The organism is Vibrio sp. GJ43-1 (assembly GCF_055808835.1).
Genome location: NZ_CM147884.1, coordinates 1,460,917 through 1,479,582 on the forward strand (window position 1 = coordinate 1,460,917; position 18,666 = coordinate 1,479,582).

Consider the following 18,666-nt stretch of genomic DNA (forward strand, 5'->3'; position numbering starts at 1 on the left):
CGAATGTTCCATAGGTAAAAAACATTGCGATGCTAATGAGTTTTATGTTATTTTTCCGCGCAATCTCGGAGTGATTCTGGGGGATACGCGTTACTATCGCTTATACAGTGATGTGACGTAGGGTAGGTACTGATTATTCGAATAATCAGTAGACGGGATACTGTTGTCGCCAGCGGCATGTTTAAGGGAAACCCAACATTGAAACTTATTAACTCTCACGTTCTTACTAGCATCGTATCTCTACGTTGCCTATTTCCTAACTGTATATTTCCTAACTGTATTGTGCGCGCAAAAAGCCACATTACCGAGCCTTGATCTTAATTAGCTAATACCCGTCTAAACCGAATATTCCGTTTAGCGCTTTGTCACATCTGTCGTTTCAGATGGGGCGTATTTTGCTATCTATTTTGCAGGGTTCTCGCCCCGCATAAACTCTAGGTTACAGAAATGAGTACAGCATTCGATATCGAATCTACACCCTTTGCCGAGGCTATTTCGGCGACTATTCCGCAGGTTAACGGAATTTATGATCTTACGCCTGACCAACTGCTGTTGGATCAAGCTGAGCATGAATCTAACGTCCGCTCATACCCAAGGCGTCTTCCCATTGCGATTAAGCATGCCTATGGCGCATTGGTTGAAGATACTCGAGGGCAAGTTTTTCTCGATTGTTTAGCTGGAGCTAAGCACTCTGGCTATGGGGTATAATCACCCTGAAATCAATCAAGCGTTAAAGGCTCAACTTGATTCGGGTTTACCTTATCAAACACTGGATATAACAACGTCGGCGAAAGAGTTGTTTATTCAGCGTGTTAAAGCTTTTCTTCCCATTGAGTTTTCCAACAATTCGGTGATTCAATTTTGTGGGCCCTCTGGCGCAGATGCTGTTGAAGCGGCCATCAAATTAGCAAAGCAAACAACGGGTCGAAACACCATGTTTGCTTTCCGAGGCGCTTATCATGGCATGACCAACGGCACGATGGGAATGATGGGCAATTTGGGCACCAAAGCACGTCGTACCGGGCTGATGTCTGACGTGCATTTCATGCCATTTCCCTATGATTTACGATGCCCATTTGGTCTTGGTGGCGATGCGGGTGCTAAACAGAGTATTCGTTATATTGAGCGCCTGCTTAATGATGACGAAGCGGGCATCATGAAACCTGCCGCGATGATCGTCGAGCTTGGTGCAGGGGGAAGGTGGCGTTATTCCTGCTCCAGCGTTTTGGCTGAAAGAACTAAGACGTATCTGCGATGAACACAACATATTATTGATTTTAGATGAAATCCAATGTGGTGTCGGTAAATCAGGCTATCGCTTTGCGTTTGAAGAGTCGGGGATTTCACCTGATATTTTGTGTTTATCTAAGGCAATCGGTGGCGGGTTGCCCATGTCACTGTTGGTCTTTGACAAGGCTATAGATACCTGGCAAGCTGACGAGCATACCGGAACGTTTCGTGGCAATCAATTAGCCATGGTTTCTGGCGCAAAAGCGTTAGAAATTATTGAACGTGACAATCTTGTTGAACATGCCAACGTGGCTGGTGCCTATTTGCGTTTAGGATTAGAGCGAATTCAGAGCCGCGTTAATTGTATCGCCCAAGTACGTGGGATGGGGCTGATGCTGGGCTTTGAAGTGATGAAGCCGACAGGAGAGAAAAACAAATTTGGTGAACCTCTTGCTGATGGTGAGTTAACGCTAGCCATTCAACGAGCAGCGTTAGAACGAGGATTAATGGTAGAGAAAGGCGGACGTGATGGGTCAGTCATCCGTTTGTTACCACCACTGATAATTTCCTACGAGCAGATTGATTTTGCCTTACGTGTGCTTGAGGACGCGATTATTGTTGCGGGTGGTGGAGAAAAAACACCACAAGATGCCAAGCGCTTGGAATGGGAAAAACACTTTGTCCATACTGGCGTAAATGGTAGCAACGAGTTCTCACAGGTTATGAACCACACCACTCAAGCAATGAAAGAGGTGCTTGAACAAACCCAAGCACCCTATTCTGCTCTTGACCCCAAGCAACTTGAAGCGGCAATTCATGCCGTAAATTTGGATCGTAATCATCACAGTTTACAGAGCGTTGTGGACAGCACCGCTGATCTTGTTGCTAAAAACGCCATTTTTACCCAGCACCCTCATTGCATCGCCCATCTTCACACGCCACCACTCATGCCCGCGATTGCCGCAGAAGCCATTATTGCTGTCTTGAATCAATCAATGGATTCTTGGGACCAGGCTTCTTCTGCGACGTATGTAGAGCAGAAAGTGCTGAACTGGTTGTGTGAGCGCTATGAGTTAGGGACGCAGGCGGATGGTGTTTTCACTAGCGGCGGCACACAGAGCAATTTAATGGGCCTGCTGCTAGCGAGAGATCGTATTGCTGATATTACCACTCGTCACTCTATCCAAAAGCAAGGCTTGCCAAGCTACGCCGATAAATTGCGTATTGTGTGCTCTGATAAATCGCATTTTACCGTGCAAAAGTCTGCATCACTGCTCGGGCTTGGTGAGAGCGCTGTACATTGTGTTGCAACCAATGAAGACGGCACCATTCAGCTAGAGGCATTGCATGCCGATATTTTGTCATTGCAACAGCAAGGGTTAATACCCTTTGCTTTAGTGGGTACCGCAGGCACGACAGACCACGGCGCTATCGATGACCTCAATGAACTCGCCGCTGTTGCCAATGTTCATAATATGTGGTTCCACGTCGACAGTGCGTACGGTGGGGCATTGATCCTTGGGCGTCATAAAACCAAATTGCAGGGTATCGAAAAAGCGGACTCTGTCAGCGTAGATTTTCATAAGTTGTTCTATCAAACAATCAGTTGTGGTTCATTGCTGATAAAAGACAGAAGCAATTTTAAGTACCTGTTGCATCATGCTGACTATCTTAATCGAGAGCATGATGAACTGCCGAACTTAGTCGATAAATCGATTGCGACTACTAAACGCTTTGACGCGTTAAAGGTCTTTATGACGATGCAAAGTGTGGGGCCGGATGCGTTGGGTAGTATGGTCGACCATCTCATTGATCAAACTCAGGATGTCGCCAAGCTTGTTAGCGAGCATAGTCACTTTGAGTTACTTGCAACACCTTCGCTTTCAACCGTGCTGTTCCGAGCGACACATCTTCAAGCGGCAGACTTAGATTCGCTCAATCAAAAAATTAGACTAGAAGCGCTGACCCAAGGGGTTGCGGTTTTAGGCGAGACCGTTGTGAAAGGGCACTCTGCTTTAAAATTCACAATTCTTAATCCTTGTTTAACGCTTTCGCATTTTGAAACGTTACTGAACAATATTCATCAATTAGCCCTAGAGCTAGTAGCAAAGGAAAACAAATAATGGCAGTTTTACAAATCGGTGCAGGTGGCGTTGGTTGGGTTATCGCACATAAAGCGGCGCAAAATAATCAAGTATTGGGTGATATTACGATTGCATCACGCACCGTCGCTAAATGTGAAAAAATTATCGAATCCATCAAGGGTAAAAACAACCTTCAAGATCCAACTAAGTGCCTGCAAGCGCGTTCGGTCAATGCGGATGATGTAGACGCTTTGGTCACGCTTATCAAAGAAGTTCAACCAGATCTTGTCATCAATGCTGGCCCTCCATGGGTAAACATTGCCATCATGGAAGCGTGTCTGCAAGCGAAAGTGTCTTACCTTGATACCTCAGTTGCCGTTGATCTTTGCTCTGAAGGTCAGCAAGTGCCACAAGCTTATGATTGGCAATGGGGCTTTCGCGACAAATTCAAGGACGCGGGCATTACTCGGCATCTTGGGCGCTGGATTCGATCCTGGCGTGGTGAGTGTTTTTGCTGCGTATGCGGTTAAGCATTTGTTTGATGAGATCGACACGATTGATGTCATGGATGTTAATGCTGGCGATCACGGTAAGAAATTTGCGACTAACTTTGATCCAGAAACCAATATGTTAGAGATTCAAGGTGACTCTTTTTATTGGGAAAATGGTGAGTGGAAGCAAGTGGGCTGCCATTCTCGCATGCTAGAGTTTGACTTCCCGCTTGTGGGTAAGCATAAAGTGTACTCAATGGCGCACGATGAAGTACGCTCTATGCAAGAATTCATCCCTGCTAAGCGTATCGAATTTTGGATGGGCTTTGGTGACAGCTACTTAAACTACTTTAATTGCATGCGTGATATTGGTTTGTTGAGCCCTGATCCTGTCACGCTGCACGACGGTACCGAAGTACACCCATTGCACGTTCTTAAAGCCTTATTGCCTGATCCAACCTCTCTTGCTCCAGGGTATACGGGTAAAACCTGTATTGGTACTTGGGTTCAGGGTACGAAAGACGGTCAGCCTCGTAGCGTATTTATTTATAACAATGCGGATCATGAAGTGGCGTATGAAGATGTTGAGCACCAAGCTATTTCTTATACGACAGGCGTTCCAGCCATTACCGCTGCACTGCAGTACTTCCGTGGCGAGTGGGCTGACGCGGGTGTGTTTAATATGGAACAGTTGAACCCTGATCCATTCCTCGCGACGATGCCAGAGATTGGTTTAGATTGGCATGTTCAAGAACTTGAAGTGGGTCAGCCTGACATTCAAGTTTTAAAGTAGTAGACAGCAGCAAGGTAAGTCAATCCAAGTAGAGTGTATTGTTCATAGGCTTTGTTGGATCTTTATGAGTGATAAAATCATGCAAAATAGCGAATTAAAAACGCCTTATTTTATGATCAATGAAGAAAAATTGATCGCCAATTTAGAGAAGGCAAAACAACTTAAAGCGTGTTCTGGCGTTAAATTAGTACTGGCACTAAAGTGTTTTTCTACTTGGGGCGTTTTTGATGTCATCAAGCCTTATCTTGACGGCACAACAAGCAGTGGGCCGTATGAGGTTAGACTTGGTCACGAAACATTTGGTGGCGAGACGCATGCCTACAGCGTAGGTTACACCGAAGATGATGTGAAAGAAGTGGCTGGGCTTTGCGACAAACTGATTTTTAACTCACAGTCTCAGCTGTCGGCACATCGCCATTTGGTGGAAGGAAAAGCTTCCATTGGCTTGCGACTAAACCCAGGTGTGAGCTATGCCGGACAAGACTTAGCGAATCCAGCAAGGGAATTCTCTCGCTTAGGCGTACAAGCGGATCATCTTGACCCGACCGTTTTTGACACGATCGATGGTGTGATGTTTCACATGAACTGTGAAAACAAAGATGTTGATGCGTTTATAACGTTATTAGATGCCATTTCGACGCAGTTTGGCGAGCAGTTAGACAAGTTAGATTGGGTCAGTCTAGGCGGGGGCGTCTTTTTCACATGGCCTGGTTATGATATTGACAAGTTGGGACAGGCGCTAAAACAGTTTGCCGAAAAGCATGGAGTTCAACTTTACCTAGAACCGGGCGAAGCGATCATTACCAAGACGACAGATTTGGTTGTCACCGTGGTCGATATTGTTGAGAACGGCATGAAAACGGCCATTGTGAACTCTGCGACAGAAGCACATCGATTGGATACCTTGATCTACAACGAACCAGCTTCAATTCGCGAAGCGAGCGATAACGGCTCACATGAATATGTTATCGGCTCATGCTCTTGTTTGGCAGGAGACCAGTTTTGTGTCACGCAGTTTGAGCACCCGCTAGCGATTGGTCAGCAATTGCATATTGAAGACAGCGCGGGTTATACCATGGTGAAATTAAACTGGTTTAATGGCTTAAAAATGCCAGCGATATTCTGTCAACGAGTGGATGGGCGAATTCAAACGCTTAATGAATTTGGCTATGACGATTTTAAGCGCTCACTGTCTCAGTGGCCGATTGATTAGTCATAATAATCTGCCTTGACGAATGAGAGGCGACCAATCAAACTGCGAGCCAAAAATAGAGACGCGATTCTCATTCACCACGGTGAGAGAATCGCGTAGCAACTGAAACATAAATTAAGTGATGACTATGGTAATTATTTCCACCAACTTCGGCGATATTGAAATTGAAGTGAATCTTGAAAAAGCACCAGTGAGTGCGAAAAACTTCCTCAAGTACTGTCAGGATGGCTTTTATGAAGGTACGATCTTTCATCGCGTCATCGATGGCTTTATGATTCAAGGAGGAGGTTTGGATGAGAACATGACAGAAAAGCCGACTCGTGCCCCTATCGTCAATGAAGCGAATCGTGGTTTAAAAAACACTATCGGTACCATTGCGATGGCAAGAACGGATGCGCCTCATTCAGCAACGGCTCAGTTTTTTATTAACCTGGATGATAATGACTTTTTAGATCACACCGCGACCACGAATAATGGTTGGGGGTACGCCGTGTTTGGTAAAGTCAGCGCTGGTATGGAAGTGGTGAGCGCGATTGGTAAAGCCTCTACCACGTCAAAGCTAGGGCATGATGATGTGCCCAATGATGCGATTATTATTCAACGTGTGACGGTTCAGTAATTAAAGCCAATTAACGACACATATCGCTGCTTACGTTATTTAGCTCCTGTGTTAATAAATCAAGCAGCGGTTGAGAGTCGAGAGTGAGTTCACGTCACTCTCATTATTAAGCTGCACTGCCACCCTATCATCCTGCACCACGAACCCAAACTGTGCTTGATAATGTCGACAGTTTCGATACGTGGGCGGATTCAAGTGGTGAGCATCAATGAAATGCCCGGTAGGCCAGTTAACTAAGTGGCCAGTCTAGCTAGTTAGTTAGTTAGTTAGTTAGTTAGTTAGTGCTGCTACTAAGGCTTTGCCTACCGCATGTGCGCTGGTTGGGTTTTGGCTAAGTAATCACTCGCTCATCGGTGAGAACGAGTTCGTGCCACGGTTGCACTTTATTGAAACGTGCTGCGTTACGCGCTAGCGCTTCTTCAAGTAGGAATGGGATATTATCAATAGTACCGAAATCCACTTCTTCTTCACGAGTAAATCCAGTGACAGATTTTGACGCGAGCAGTTTCTCACCATTGCTCAATGTAATAGGTAATAGCGCCGCTGGACCATGACAAACGGCAGCAATGACGCCACCATCTTCGTAGTGTGTCGCAGCCAAGCGAGCAAAATCGTCATTGCTAGCAAGATCAGATAGCAAGCCAAATCCGCCAGGATAGAAAATTGCGTCATAGTCTGCGATATTGATTTGATTGACGGGAATGGTGTTATTGATACGGTTTTGAAGATCGTCATTGCTTAGCAACGCCGCATTCACATCATCACCTTCCATGTCAGTACCATAAAGTGGTGCTTTGCCACCATGAATGGATGCAATATCGTATTCAAATCCTGCTTCCAGCATGGCATGTAGGGCATGCGTCAACTCAGGGGCAAATGTGCCATTTGCATCTTGAGTGTCACCTAATGTGGCGTGGTTAGTGACGGGTATAAGTACTTTCTTCATTTTCTGTCCCTTTTGATGTTGTTATATGCTTTTGCGGTTGTATGAAGTGTAGTCGCAAGTCGAGATGAAGATAATATCGATTAATGACAAAATATTATTGCTAAATAGCAATAATAAAGACAGAGTGCCAAATGAATAGGGCCGTGGAGAAAACGAAGTGGATAGTTTTGAAGGGATTAACGAGTTTGTTGCGGTGGCTGAAAGCCAAGGTTTTTCTGCTGCGGCCAAACAGCTAGGGTGTAGTACTAGCCACGTAAGTCGACAAATCTCAAGATTAGAGGGGCGTTTAGGCACGGCTTTATTTGCCCGTTCTACTCGGCTTGTTAGCTTAACGCAAGCTGGTCAAGCGTATTATCAGCACTGTAAAGATCTCGTTGTTGGGCTGCAGCAAGCAAACGAACAAATCAGCTCTCAACAAATTCAACTCACTCGTGTACGTTACGTGTGAGTGCTGCTGGTGGTTTTGCCGAGCAGTATGTGGCACCAGCATTGATGGAGTTTGCGAAACAGTATCCAGACCTAACCATTGATATGGATTTTAACAGTCGAATGGTTAACTTCATTGAAGATGGTATTGATTTTGCGATTCGATACGGCAAGTTATCTGATTCTGGGCTAGTGGCTCGTAAATTACTTGATCGCCCAATGGCAGCTGTCGCCAGTCCAAGCTATCTGGCGGAACATGGGGAGCCTCAACATCCAGATCAACTTAAGCACCATAGTTGCATCATTTCTAATAATGAACATTGGTCGTTTGACCATCCAAAGGAAGTGATCGAGCGTATTCGAGTTCAGGGAAGATGGAAAAGCAACAATGCCAAAGCGGTTATTCAAGCTTGTGAACAAGGGTTAGGGATTGCTTATATGCCTAATAGCACCTTTGAAGACTCGATTTCACAAGGTCGTTTAGTCCCCATATTGCAACCTTATTGGGAAAAGGTCTAAGTAGTTGGATTGTTTATCAAAACAGACGCTTTCTACCGATGCGAGCCCGCTTGGCGATTGACTATCTATTGGCTTACTTTGCTCATTGGCAGGGTGATGAACGATCGTAGTCTCGTTTTATCATGATAAAAGTGCATTTTGGCTAACTCAGTGCATGACATCACGCTGTTAGTTAGCCAACGCATTAATATTATTAATCAAAAATAGGGTGGTCGAAATCGTAACCTTCGTCGCTGTAGGCCGTGACCATGGCATCTTCCACAAGGCCATCTTTGGCTTGAACTTGGGTTTGGAAAAAGTGTTGAATCTGTTTTCGTCTACCGTGCGCAGCCCACGCTTCGGCATTGTGCCAAATTTCATTAAAAACGATGGGGTATTCATTTCTGGTCGCACTTGGGTGACTAATTTGACGAGTCAACGTGTACTGAATGCAACCTTCTTCACGGTATGAGTCGGGCTCCAATGCTTTTAGAACATTGAATAGTTCAGTTTCTTTGCCTGCTTTCGGTTTAAATTGAGCTAACACATATACTCGGCTTGTCATGGTATCTCCTTGGATAATAATGGTAGGCCTGTTCTTATTGATTTATTTATCAATTGTTTTTTTCGTGAGTACAGTAAACGAAAGTGAGCAGGGATGCGAGAGTAACAAGGGATAAATTTCTACTCCACATGTACCTAAGTATGAGTAGGAGCCTTGCCCTAGTATTTGAAGGAATAATAGGGCGTGTGAGAGCCAATGATGTCGTCCTTAAGATACAGAGATAACGACTCTTTCCTCGTTATCAATCAGTTCCATAATGACGCCATGCGCGTCAGGGTCTCAAGGCAATGTTGAGTAGCTCTTCGAGTTGTTCACTGTTTTCATCAAAACGTGTCACGAAGTCTCTGGGTAGTAACGCCATGAGTGAGTGGGCGATACAAAGCGGGAAGTTGACAGATTCTTCGACGATGTTTTGGTCAATGTGAAATATCTCAATGGTTAATTTACGCACAGAACGAATATGCACTCAGGTGTCTATTTGTTGTTCTATGTTAGGGTAGAGTGGTCGACTTTTCCATGTAATATCGACGAATTTCGTGTGAGTGATGCGAGATAAAGAGGTGCAACTGAATGTATATTAATGAAAGGGTCGGTGATGAAGTCCTTCAGCGTTGCAGTACTAAAATGACGAAACGGTTCGACTTTGAAGTACAGGTTCGACTTTGAAGTACAGTATGGTCGCCTTCCTTCTCCACCGCTTGCCACTCAGCCCGGAACCGTTGATATAATAGAGTGATATGCGAGTCGTGATGCAGGGCGGCTTCAACGACGTTCATGAGATTCTGCTCCTGATAATTTGTCGACAAAATTAGACTTCTGCGATGGCCTGAGTTTTGACGTCGCAAAACCGAATAAGGTAGCCATTTGGGTCTTGTACTACAAATTGTTTTTGTATCACTACTTCATCATCACAGAGGTAGTCGGTGTTTTCGATAGGAAGGTAAATACTATCAGGAGAGTATTGTTTGATATGAGCGTAGAAGGCGTCAATGTTGTAGGTATCCCATTGTAAATTAACACCGCGTCCTAGCGGATACTCAAGTGCACCAGTAATCCAGCGTCGTCCATCACCGTTTAGCCCTTCTAACATGAGGTCGACACCGTGACGAGTTAGAAACACAAACGCTTCGCTTGGACGTTGATATTTCACCCTAAACCCAAGCACATTTACGTAAAAGTCGATGCTTCGCTGAATATCAAAACAGTACAGCTCTGGGACAACTCTCATATATTCACCTAAGTATTTAATAATATGAAAGTTATGTTAGGCGATGTGGCGTATCAATGTTGTGAAGTTGGTGATATTTGAGCTCAATTGCAGCCTTGCACAGAATGATAGATTTCAAATATATGCTATGTGTCTCACTTTATATAAGACTATAGATACAAAGACGAGATACCCACGTAAAGATATGAAGAAGGCGCCTGTCTAATTTAGCCCGATTTCAGATAATAACGGCGAGAATATCGCAGCTACGAATCGTGAATAGGAATATTTAGGCGCAGAGCTGCGTCCTTAATCGATATTAACTGGCTCTCCAGCCTCATCCTCCTCAACGATTTCAGTTTCTTCTAGCGCTTGTGTTAGCCATTGCTGAATGGCGGGACTGTCTAATACGGTTTGTTGGTATTGTTTCGCAGCATCGGATAATGGAATTTGATAGGTAGCAAATCGGAGTGCAATCGGCGCAAACATAGCATCAGCAATTGACCATTCACCAAATAACCATTGATTGGGATAGTGTGCCATCTGTTGAGTCCAGATTTGCTCGATACGAGCAATGTCTTTTTGGGCGTCATCGGATAGGGTTACTTTACGAGAGGCGCGACAGTTCATGGGCATTTCGTTGCGAATGGCCATAAACCCTGAATGCATTTCATTGGCAATAGCTCTAGCGGTTGCGCGTTGCTGTCGGTCTTGGGGCCAGCAGCAATGGTTTAAGTACGCCTCGTTAACGTATTCCAAGATAGCGAGTGAATCCCAAACCGTCGTCTCTCCATCAATAAGTAAGGGCACTTTTGCCGTCGGACTCAGTGGTTGTAGCGTTTGGTAAAACGAATCGGTGAAGAGTGATAGTTTGACTACATCTGGGTTGAGTTCGTGCTGAGCAAAAATAAGCCACGCTCTTAAGGACCAGCTCGAGTAGTTTTGGTTGCCGATATATAGCTGCATAGTTAACCTCCTTGTTTTTGTTGAAATTAATCTTAAAGGATTGTTTTTCGTAAAACTAACGGATAGTTTTAATGTCAGCCATCAATAAAATCGATGGGTAGTAATGAAAATAGGTGCCGATAGATATAGGCGTCGATAGAGTTAGATGTCTATAAATAAAGCGAATACCGCTGATCAGAGCTCAAGGAAGAGAACGCATGGATATAGAGGCACTGCGAAGTTTTTTGGCTTATGTGGAAACGGGAAGTTTCACCCGTGCAGCACGGCAAATTAACCGAACGCAATCGGCATTCAGTGCTCAGATGAAAAAATTGGAAGGCGAACTTGGGGCGGCGCTGTTTGTAAAAGAGGGACGGAACTTAAGTTTAAGTGAAGCGGGTTTGCAGCTCAGTGTTCATGCGACACAATTAATCGCACTGCACGATAGCGCGGTGAATCAACTACAGGGTTATCAAAATAAACGCTCGCTAAAGCTGGGGTGTCCTGAAGATTACAATCATTCGGTATTACCAAAGGTGGTCGAGCGGCTGCAAAGTTTAGCCCCAATGTGCTCGATTCAGATTTTTAATGAGCCAAGCATTACCCTGCGACGTTGGTTGGACGAAGGGAAAATTGATGCGGCTATTATTACGCGCTCTCCTGATAGTGAAGAAGGGTACTGGCTGGCCTCTGATCAGGGCGTATGGATTGCTTCGCCATCTTTTGTCGAAAACGATAATCAGCCGCTTCCGTTGGTGCTATTTCAAGCAGATTGTAAATACCATGCAGCGGCGATTGATGGCTTAACGAAACAAGGGCGAGAGTTTCAACTTTTAGCATGCTGCAATTCCGCTTCGGCGCAAAATGCCTTGGTTAACGCCGGGCTTGCTGTTGGCGCGATGGGTAAGCTGAGTGTGATGAAAGGCATGACGATTTTACCGACTATGCCAGCGTTACCCTCGGTTGATATTGTGTTATCCGTTGGGGTGACACCACACCCACTGCTTCATTCAGATGTCCTTCAGCAGGATTTGTTGCGAAACATAATGGATTACAAAGAGTAAATACCAATCATTACCATTAAGTTATATGTGTTGGTAAGCTTAAATTTTTCGGGTCATTATAAAATTTATTTATATTAGGTTTTATTAAATATCGCACGAACACTAATTAACCGAGTAGTGTAAAATGATTAACCCTTAAGTAGTATTGTTGATTCGTATCAAAAGTTAACAAATTATTCATTTGTATTATGTAGCACGGAAATTACATAAATATAAATGAGCAATCGCTATGACGAATAAATTGAAGCAATTATTGACGCCATCGCTCACACGGAGGGGGTTTATCAAATCCTCTTCAGTGATGGGTGGCCTTGCCGCTGCGACCAGCGCTATATCCCTGCCATTTAAGTCCTCAAAAGTACAAGCGGACGATGTCATACCAAGTGAAGAAAAGGTGGTTTGGAGTGCATGTACGGTAAACTGTGGAAGCCGCTGCCACATTACGAATGCATGTATCTGATGGCGAAATTAAATGGGTAGACGCTGACAATACAGGTTCGGATGATTACGCCGCTAAAGATGTTCAAGTGCGAGCGTGTCTACGTGGCCGTTCTATGCGCCGTCGTGTCTATAACCCCGATCGTTTGAAATACCCAATGAAGCGAGTGGGTAAGCGTGGAGAAGGGGAAATTCAAACGTATTTCTTGGGATGAAGCGTACCGCGAGATTGCCAATAGCATTACCTCAATCAAAGAAGAATACGGTAATGAAGCGTTTTACCTAAACTACGGAACAGGAACGCTGGGCGGTACCGTGACTAAGTCATGGCCTCCAGGTTCAACGCTGATTGCTCGTTTGATGAACTTAACTCGGTGGTTATTTAAATCATTACGGTGACTATTCGACGGCTCAGATTGCCAAGGGTTTGAGCTATACCTATGGTGGCTGGGCGAACGGTAACTCGTTCTCTGATACTGAAAACAGTAAATTGATCGTCCAGTTTGGTAATAACCCTGCTGAAACGCGTATGTCAGGTGGGGGCTTGATTCATCACTTGATCGAGAGTAAAGCCAAGTCGAACGCTCGTATGATCATGATTGATCCTCGTTACAACGATACGGCTGCTGGACGTGAAGATCAGTGGATCCCAATTAAACCAGGAACGGATGCGGCGTTTATCTCTGCAATGGCGCATGTGATGATTAAAGAGGATTTGGTGGATCAGCCTTTCCTTGATAAGTACTGCATTGGTTATGACGAAAAAACGTTACCAGCGTCAGCGCCAGCTAACAGCGATTATAAGTCTTACATTCTAGGCCTAGGCGAAGATGGCGTCGAAAAAACACCAGAGTGGGCAGCTCAAATTAACGGTATTCCTGCGGATATTATCATCAAAACCGCACGTGAAATTGGTTCAACTAAGCCTTGTGCTATTTATCAAGGTTGGGGCTTACAGCGTACTCAAAATGGTGAAATTGCCTCTCGTGCTATTGCTATGCTTGCGTTGCTAACGGGTAACCTTGGCATTCATGGTGGGGGCTCTGGTGCTCGTGAATCGGATTACAATATTCCATTTGTTCGCTTCCCAACACTGAAAAATCCAGTAGAAACATCCATTTCTATGTTCCTTTGGACGGATGCAATTGTGCGCGGTCCCGAAATGACAGCGACACGTGATGGCGTTCGTGGCAAAGATAAGCTAGATGTGCCAATTAAGTTCATCTGGAACTATGCTGCGGTAACTGCTTAATCAACCAGCACTCCGATATCAACCGTACTCATGACATCCTACAAGATGATAGTGCGTGTGAGATGATAGTCGTTATTGATAACCATATGACGTCTTCTGCTAAATATGCCGACATTATTTTGCCCGACTTGACCACCTCAGAGCAGGCAGATTTTTGTATGGACGGTAAAGCGGCCAATATGCCGTACTTTATCTTTGCCGACAAAGCGATTGAGCCACAATTTGAAGCGCGCAGTATTTATCAGATCTGTAGTGACCTTGCCGACCGTTTAGGCATTAAAGATGAGTTTACTGAAGGCAGAGATCAAGAAGGGTGGTTACGTCACCTTTATGCACAAACATTGAAGCTTGATCCTACGCTCCCTGATTTTGAAACGGTTCGTAAGCAGGGCATTGTGAAACGCAGTGATCCAAACGGACGACTATGTGGCGTATCAGGCCTTCCGTGAAGATCCAATCAATAACCCGTTGAATACGCCGTCCGGAAAAGTAGAAATCTATTCTGAGGCACTTGCGACGATCGCCGCTGAATGGGAACTTCCAGAAGGTGACGTGATTCACCCACTGCCGATTTATGTGAGTACATCAGAAGGCTGGGACTCACCAATGCGTGATAAATTCCCACTGCAACTTACAGGCTTTCACTACAAAGCACGCTGTCACTCGACTTACGGTAACGTGGACGTATTGAAACAAGCGGCACAACAAGAAATGTGGATAAACCCGATCGATGCGGAACGCCGTGGCATCAAAAATGGCGATCGAATTCGTATCTTTAACGACCGTGGCGAAGTTCGTATTAATGCCAAGGTCACCCCTCGGATGATGCCAGGTGTTGTTGCACTCGGAGAGGGCGCGTGGTACGCACCAGATGGAAACAAAGTTGACCATAACGGCTCGATCAATGTTCTGACTTCTCAACGCCCAAGCCCGTTGGCTAAAGGTAACCCTCAACATACCAACCTAGTTGAAGTTCAACTAGCCACTAAGGCGTAAGGACTGAATCATGAAGCAATACGGTTTTTATATTGACTCAAGCAAATGTACGGGCTGTAAGACTTGCCAGCTGTCTTGCAAAGACTTTAAAGATTTGGGCGTAGACAGAAGTTATCGCCGAGTCTACGAGTACGCTGGTGGTAATTGGGTAGAAGAAAACGGCACCTATCGTCAAGACGTGTTTGCCTATTACACCTCGATTGCGTGTAACCATTGTGACGAGCCCGCCTGCGCGAAAGTGTGCCCATCGGGTGCGATGCATAAGCGTGACGATGGGTTTGTGGTGGTGGATGAAAAAGTGTGTATCGGCTGTAAGCATTGTGCGAATGCTTGCCCTTACGGTGCGCCGCAATACAGTGTTGAAAAAGGTCACATGACCAAGTGTGATGGTTGTTTTGAACGTGTAGCGGAAGGCTTTGAGCCAATTTGTGTCGGCTCTTGTCCTTTGCGTGCATTGGAGTTTGGCCCTATTGCGGAACTTAGAGAAAAATACGGCACCAATGCGGACGTAGCACCACTGCCATCGTCGTCATTGACCAAACCAAATATCGTGATCAAACCAAACCGTCATGCTCGTCCAACGAATGACACGACTGGTCACCTAGCAAACCCTAAGGAGGTTTAAGATGGGATGGCATGAATGGCCTCTGATTATCTTTACTGTATTTGCACAAACAGCCGTGGGTGCGTTTATTGTATTGGGTTGTCTTAATCTATTTGGCAAAGCAAGTGATGATGTGAAAACGCGCATCAATCGAAACATGTTCTTTATTTGGGTGTTTATGGGGCTTGGCTTCATGGCGTCTACCGCTCACCTTGGAAGTCCAATGCGCGCCATGAATGCGCTTAATCAAGTAGGAAGCTCGTGGCTCTCACGTGAAATTCTATTTGGGTCAGCTTTCTTTGCTTTTGGCGGGCTTTTTTGGTTACTGGAAGTGCTGAATAAAGGCAGCGTCGCCGTTCGTAAAGGGCTAGTCGTAGCGGGCATGCTGATGGGCGTAGTGTTTATGTTCGCGATGACCAATGTGTATCTCATCAACACGGTTCCAACATGGGACACACCGTTTACGACGTATTCATTCGCGATCACAGTGGTATTAAGTGGTGTGATGCTGTCACATGTCTTGATGCGTGGCGCTCATTTTGAGTGCGCTGGATACAACCGAGTCGCAGGGACACTTGTGCTAGTCGCCACGGCGGCGGCTGTATTGGTGACAATGGCGATGGTGACATCATTAAGCGGTATTGAGTCTGCGATTGTGGCCGCAAGTGATCTGGTTCCGAATATGGCGATGATTCAAAATGTACGTTTTGCGCTGATTTTTGTCGGCGTAATATTATGGATGTTGTCACTTCGCAAGCCAACTCAAGCCCTGCCATTTGCGGTATCAGGATTTGCACTTGTGGTTGTCGCTGAGCTTATAGGACGCAGTGTATTCTTTGGTCTCCATATGACTTCAGGTATGTAGGCTAACCGCTTAACTGCGTATGCTTTGTTTATGTCTAAACTACGTGGGGTAAGCCGCCTAGCTTACCCCACGATGATCAACACAAGTGTCACTGATAATGAGTAAAGAGAGTGTTTCATGCAAGATACCCTGCAAAATGATGTGATTGATTTAGAAAACCTGAGTGCCATGGCGAAGGTATTCGGTTCGCTGTTCTATTTTCCTTTAACAGGGGACAATAATCAGGCGCTGTTAACGGCCTTAGCTGACGAATCTCAAGCCTGCGGTGAGCCCGTGCATGAGACTGCATTTACGCAATGGGCGCAAGTCGTGGCAGAAGACGGCACCGATACGCTAAATCAAGACTTCTTTCTTTTGTTTGAAGGAGGGGAGGCGATGTACGCGCCACCTTGGGGCTCGGTTTATCTCGATAAAGAGGAGGTAATATTCGGTGAAACGACCGTGGCTTACCGACAGTTTTTACGCCAAAATGGCGTCGAATTAGATACAGGTATGCGTGAACCAGAAGACCAATTTGGTTTAATGCTGTTTGCAGTAAGCCAGTTTATAGAAGAAAAACACGCCCTTTCCGCTATCAAAGCATTGTTGTCTGAGCATCTGTTTACGTGGTGCTATCGATATCTTGAACTGGTTGAAAAGCATGCTCAAACCAATAGTTACCAACAGCTTGCTTTGCTGGCAACCGAATGGTGTCTAGCCGTTCAAGAGCTACTTGACATTCAGCCTCTGGCTAAGAAGTTATATCGCTAATGCCAAATAGAGATGAGCGCTACTACAAGGCTTATATGGAGCACAAAACAATCAGCCGTCGCGGGTTGTTTCGTGCTTTGTCTGGTGGTGCGCGAGCGAAGCGTTCAAACGATAACCACGTGGAGACGGCTGACACGACAAGTCTTGAGTTAGTGCCATCTCATATTGCTCGCGTTGTAAGCAAGACCTCCGGGTGCGGTAGATGAATTCTTGTTTCAGCAGATATGCAGTGGCTGCGAAGCGTGTGTGTCTGCATGCCCTGAACAAGTCATTATCCTTAATGAACAATTAGCTGAGTTGACTCTTGATTACGGTTATTGTGCGCAATGCAATGAGTGTCAACAAGTTTGCCCAACTGGAGCGATTACACGGACCCAACCGAGATACGTTTATACGCCCAGTATTTGCCAGCGCGTGTCAAAACGCGCTATTTGGTGACTGCTCGTTATGCGCAGAGCAATGTCCATCGCAATCCATTTCAATCCGTGCTCAAGGACTACTCGGCGGTTGACGGAGCGTCGTGCGATGGGTGTGGCCGATGTAAACAGGCTTGCCCGTTTACATCAATCGAACTCAAGCTCGCTAGCGCGTAAAGGCGAGAACGTTAAGGTGTAGCCGTTAGTAGGCTTCTTACTAAGTCGATGGTGGTGGATGGATGTTTGTAATCGATAGGTAACGCCGTCACCTTGTTATGTTGAGATAGAAACAGCGATGGAAACTGCTGCCACCGATTGAACGCGAAAATTGAATTTCTTCTAGTAACGCTTGTTGTGTCGATTGAGCCAGAAAATCCGTTTCAAATTGCATAACATCTAAGCCGATCTCTTGCGCCAGTGCGATAAGTATATTGTTATCGCTCGGGTTCTTTGCCTGTAGGTAGTAAGCTTGTTGGATGGCCTGATTCATCGCTTGTTCTGAATTCTGTTTTCTGGCGGCAAGGATAGCGCGGCATGCAGGGTAGGTTGCTCTACGAGGGGTGTTTTTTGACCAAAACTCGTAGTTAAACTCAGTGCCAAGTTCCTGTTCAATTCGTTGCCAATATGCAGCGATTTGACGTTGCATCGCCTCTGGCATTGCCATTTCTGTGTCTGGAGCTAGACCACCTAATACATACTGGATCGCCACTTCTTGTTTGAGATTGCTTTGTACGGTGTCCCAGGTTGACTTGAACCCCCAACACCAAGAGCACATTGGGTCGTAGACGTAATAGAGCGTGGCGGTAGTCATAGAAAGTAGTCCTTTACTTCATGAGTGGAACGTTAGTCGATATGAGTGTTATTGAGGGCGTAATTCCATACGCGATAAAAGTAAAAAATGTAGCCAATACCAAACGTTAGAATAGAAATAATGAACCACAGCAGCACGTGGCCAAGATCACTAAATAAATCAATATCGCATTTCATCTTCCTTTCTACGCCGTTTGTGTCAACCAGATAAGTGCGGTTGAGAATGAATTTAGAAAAAGAGTAGGGGAAAAAAAACAGAGCGATGCCAAAAGTCACAATAGACAGGATGAGCCACAATATCAGGTGACCGATAATATCAAAAATGGCGACATCGGCTTTTAATCTCATAATGTTATTCCTATGAAGTCAGTTAAAGCGCGATACGATAAGCGATTGCAAACCGTAGCGCTATTGAAATTCAATAGCGCTACTCATCACCAAAGATGCAGAGCGC

Annotated in this window: 13 protein-coding genes and 7 pseudogenes; 13 read left to right on the plus strand and 7 right to left on the minus strand. The window is 45.3% G+C overall.

Annotated elements, in window-relative coordinates; translation table 11 throughout:
- The first annotated feature begins 447 nt into the window (after nt 1-447).
- The 4 genes and pseudogenes from AC0L66_RS07070 to AC0L66_RS07085 all read left to right on the plus strand — a co-directional run bounded on the left by AC0L66_RS07070 (nt 448) and on the right by AC0L66_RS07085 (nt 6,430).
- Nucleotides 448-3,353 (plus strand): annotated as a pseudogene (locus tag AC0L66_RS07070) (diaminobutyrate--2-oxoglutarate transaminase family protein).
- Nucleotides 3,353-4,598: pseudogene (locus AC0L66_RS07075) on the plus strand (carboxynorspermidine synthase). Before AC0L66_RS07070 ends, AC0L66_RS07075 begins: the two co-directional pseudogenes overlap by 1 nt.
- 79 nt (nt 4,599-4,677) lie before the next feature.
- Nucleotides 4,678-5,811: a carboxynorspermidine decarboxylase gene (nspC, locus tag AC0L66_RS07080; RefSeq protein ID WP_265673583.1), complete on the plus strand. Its 1,134-nt coding sequence runs from the start codon at nt 4,678-4,680 to the stop codon at nt 5,809-5,811.
- 127 nt (nt 5,812-5,938) lie between these two features.
- Nucleotides 5,939-6,430 (plus strand): peptidylprolyl isomerase, encoded by a 492-nt coding sequence (locus AC0L66_RS07085; RefSeq protein ID WP_265673493.1) that lies wholly within the window; start codon nt 5,939-5,941, stop codon nt 6,428-6,430.
- 270 nt (nt 6,431-6,700) lie between these two features.
- Here the strand turns inward: AC0L66_RS07085 and AC0L66_RS07090 are convergent.
- A pseudogene (locus AC0L66_RS07090) lies at nt 6,701-7,376 on the minus strand (type 1 glutamine amidotransferase domain-containing protein).
- 157 nt (nt 7,377-7,533) lie between these two features.
- Here AC0L66_RS07090 and AC0L66_RS07095 point away from each other — a divergent pair.
- Nucleotides 7,534-8,431, plus strand: a pseudogene (locus tag AC0L66_RS07095) (LysR family transcriptional regulator).
- Between the two features lie 83 nt (nt 8,432-8,514).
- On the opposite strand, the gene AC0L66_RS07100 reads toward AC0L66_RS07095, so the two are convergent.
- The 4 genes from AC0L66_RS07100 to AC0L66_RS07115 form a co-directional block, all read right to left on the minus strand.
- Nucleotides 8,515-8,865 carry a putative quinol monooxygenase gene (locus AC0L66_RS07100; RefSeq protein WP_265673496.1) on the minus strand — a complete coding sequence of 117 codons (351 nt, stop codon included), beginning with the start codon at nt 8,863-8,865 and terminating at the stop codon, nt 8,515-8,517.
- Nucleotides 8,866-9,136: 271 nt separating this feature from the next.
- Nucleotides 9,137-9,331, minus strand: coding sequence for a hypothetical protein (locus AC0L66_RS07105; protein ID WP_473568871.1), 195 nt, complete (start codon nt 9,329-9,331; stop codon nt 9,137-9,139).
- Between the two features lie 342 nt (nt 9,332-9,673).
- Nucleotides 9,674-10,093, minus strand: coding sequence for a bleomycin resistance protein (locus AC0L66_RS07110; protein ID WP_265673499.1), 420 nt, complete (start codon nt 10,091-10,093; stop codon nt 9,674-9,676).
- A 288-nt stretch (nt 10,094-10,381) separates the two neighbouring features.
- Nucleotides 10,382-11,038 carry a glutathione S-transferase family protein gene (locus AC0L66_RS07115; RefSeq protein WP_473568873.1) on the minus strand — a complete coding sequence of 219 codons (657 nt, stop codon included), beginning with the start codon at nt 11,036-11,038 and terminating at the stop codon, nt 10,382-10,384.
- Between the two features lie 197 nt (nt 11,039-11,235).
- On the opposite strand from AC0L66_RS07115, the gene AC0L66_RS07120 reads away from it, so the two are divergent.
- The 8 genes and pseudogenes from AC0L66_RS07120 to AC0L66_RS07155 all read left to right on the plus strand — a co-directional run bounded on the left by AC0L66_RS07120 (nt 11,236) and on the right by AC0L66_RS07155 (nt 17,579).
- Nucleotides 11,236-12,081, plus strand: coding sequence for a LysR family transcriptional regulator (locus tag AC0L66_RS07120; RefSeq protein ID WP_265673501.1), 846 nt, complete (start codon nt 11,236-11,238; stop codon nt 12,079-12,081).
- Nucleotides 12,082-12,310: 229 nt separating this feature from the next.
- Nucleotides 12,311-14,767 (plus strand): annotated as a pseudogene (locus AC0L66_RS07125) (DmsA/YnfE/YnfF family dimethyl sulfoxide reductase).
- A gap of 10 nt (nt 14,768-14,777) precedes the next feature.
- A complete protein-coding gene (locus AC0L66_RS07130; RefSeq protein ID WP_473568875.1) occupies nt 14,778-15,392 on the plus strand; it encodes a DMSO/selenate family reductase complex B subunit in 615 nt (204 codons plus the stop codon).
- A 1-nt stretch (nt 15,393) separates the two neighbouring features.
- Nucleotides 15,394-16,236, plus strand: a complete 843-nt coding sequence (locus AC0L66_RS07135) for a DmsC/YnfH family molybdoenzyme membrane anchor subunit (protein ID WP_473568877.1) — start codon at nt 15,394-15,396, stop codon at nt 16,234-16,236.
- A 117-nt stretch (nt 16,237-16,353) separates the two neighbouring features.
- Nucleotides 16,354-16,986 carry a molecular chaperone TorD family protein gene (locus tag AC0L66_RS07140; protein ID WP_265673505.1) on the plus strand — a complete coding sequence of 211 codons (633 nt, stop codon included), beginning with the start codon at nt 16,354-16,356 and terminating at the stop codon, nt 16,984-16,986.
- A 210-nt stretch (nt 16,987-17,196) separates the two neighbouring features.
- Nucleotides 17,197-17,292 (plus strand): annotated as a pseudogene (locus tag AC0L66_RS07145) (4Fe-4S binding protein); the annotation flags it as partial.
- The gene (locus AC0L66_RS07150) at nt 17,284-17,424 is read left to right on the plus strand and encodes a 4Fe-4S binding protein (RefSeq protein WP_473569195.1); all 141 of its coding nucleotides are present in this window, start codon (nt 17,284-17,286) and stop codon (nt 17,422-17,424) included. The pseudogene AC0L66_RS07145 and the gene AC0L66_RS07150, both read left to right, overlap by 9 nt.
- A gap of 47 nt (nt 17,425-17,471) precedes the next feature.
- The gene (locus AC0L66_RS07155; protein WP_473569197.1) at nt 17,472-17,579 is read left to right on the plus strand and encodes a 4Fe-4S binding protein; all 108 of its coding nucleotides are present in this window, start codon (nt 17,472-17,474) and stop codon (nt 17,577-17,579) included.
- Between the two features lie 11 nt (nt 17,580-17,590).
- Here the strand turns inward: AC0L66_RS07155 and AC0L66_RS07160 are convergent.
- Together AC0L66_RS07160 and AC0L66_RS07165 are read right to left on the minus strand one after the other, a co-directional pair.
- A pseudogene (locus tag AC0L66_RS07160) lies at nt 17,591-18,213 on the minus strand (DsbA family protein).
- A gap of 32 nt (nt 18,214-18,245) precedes the next feature.
- Nucleotides 18,246-18,560, minus strand: coding sequence for a DUF6693 family protein (locus tag AC0L66_RS07165; RefSeq protein WP_473568879.1), 315 nt, complete (start codon nt 18,558-18,560; stop codon nt 18,246-18,248).
- Nucleotides 18,561-18,666 lie beyond the last annotated feature (106 nt).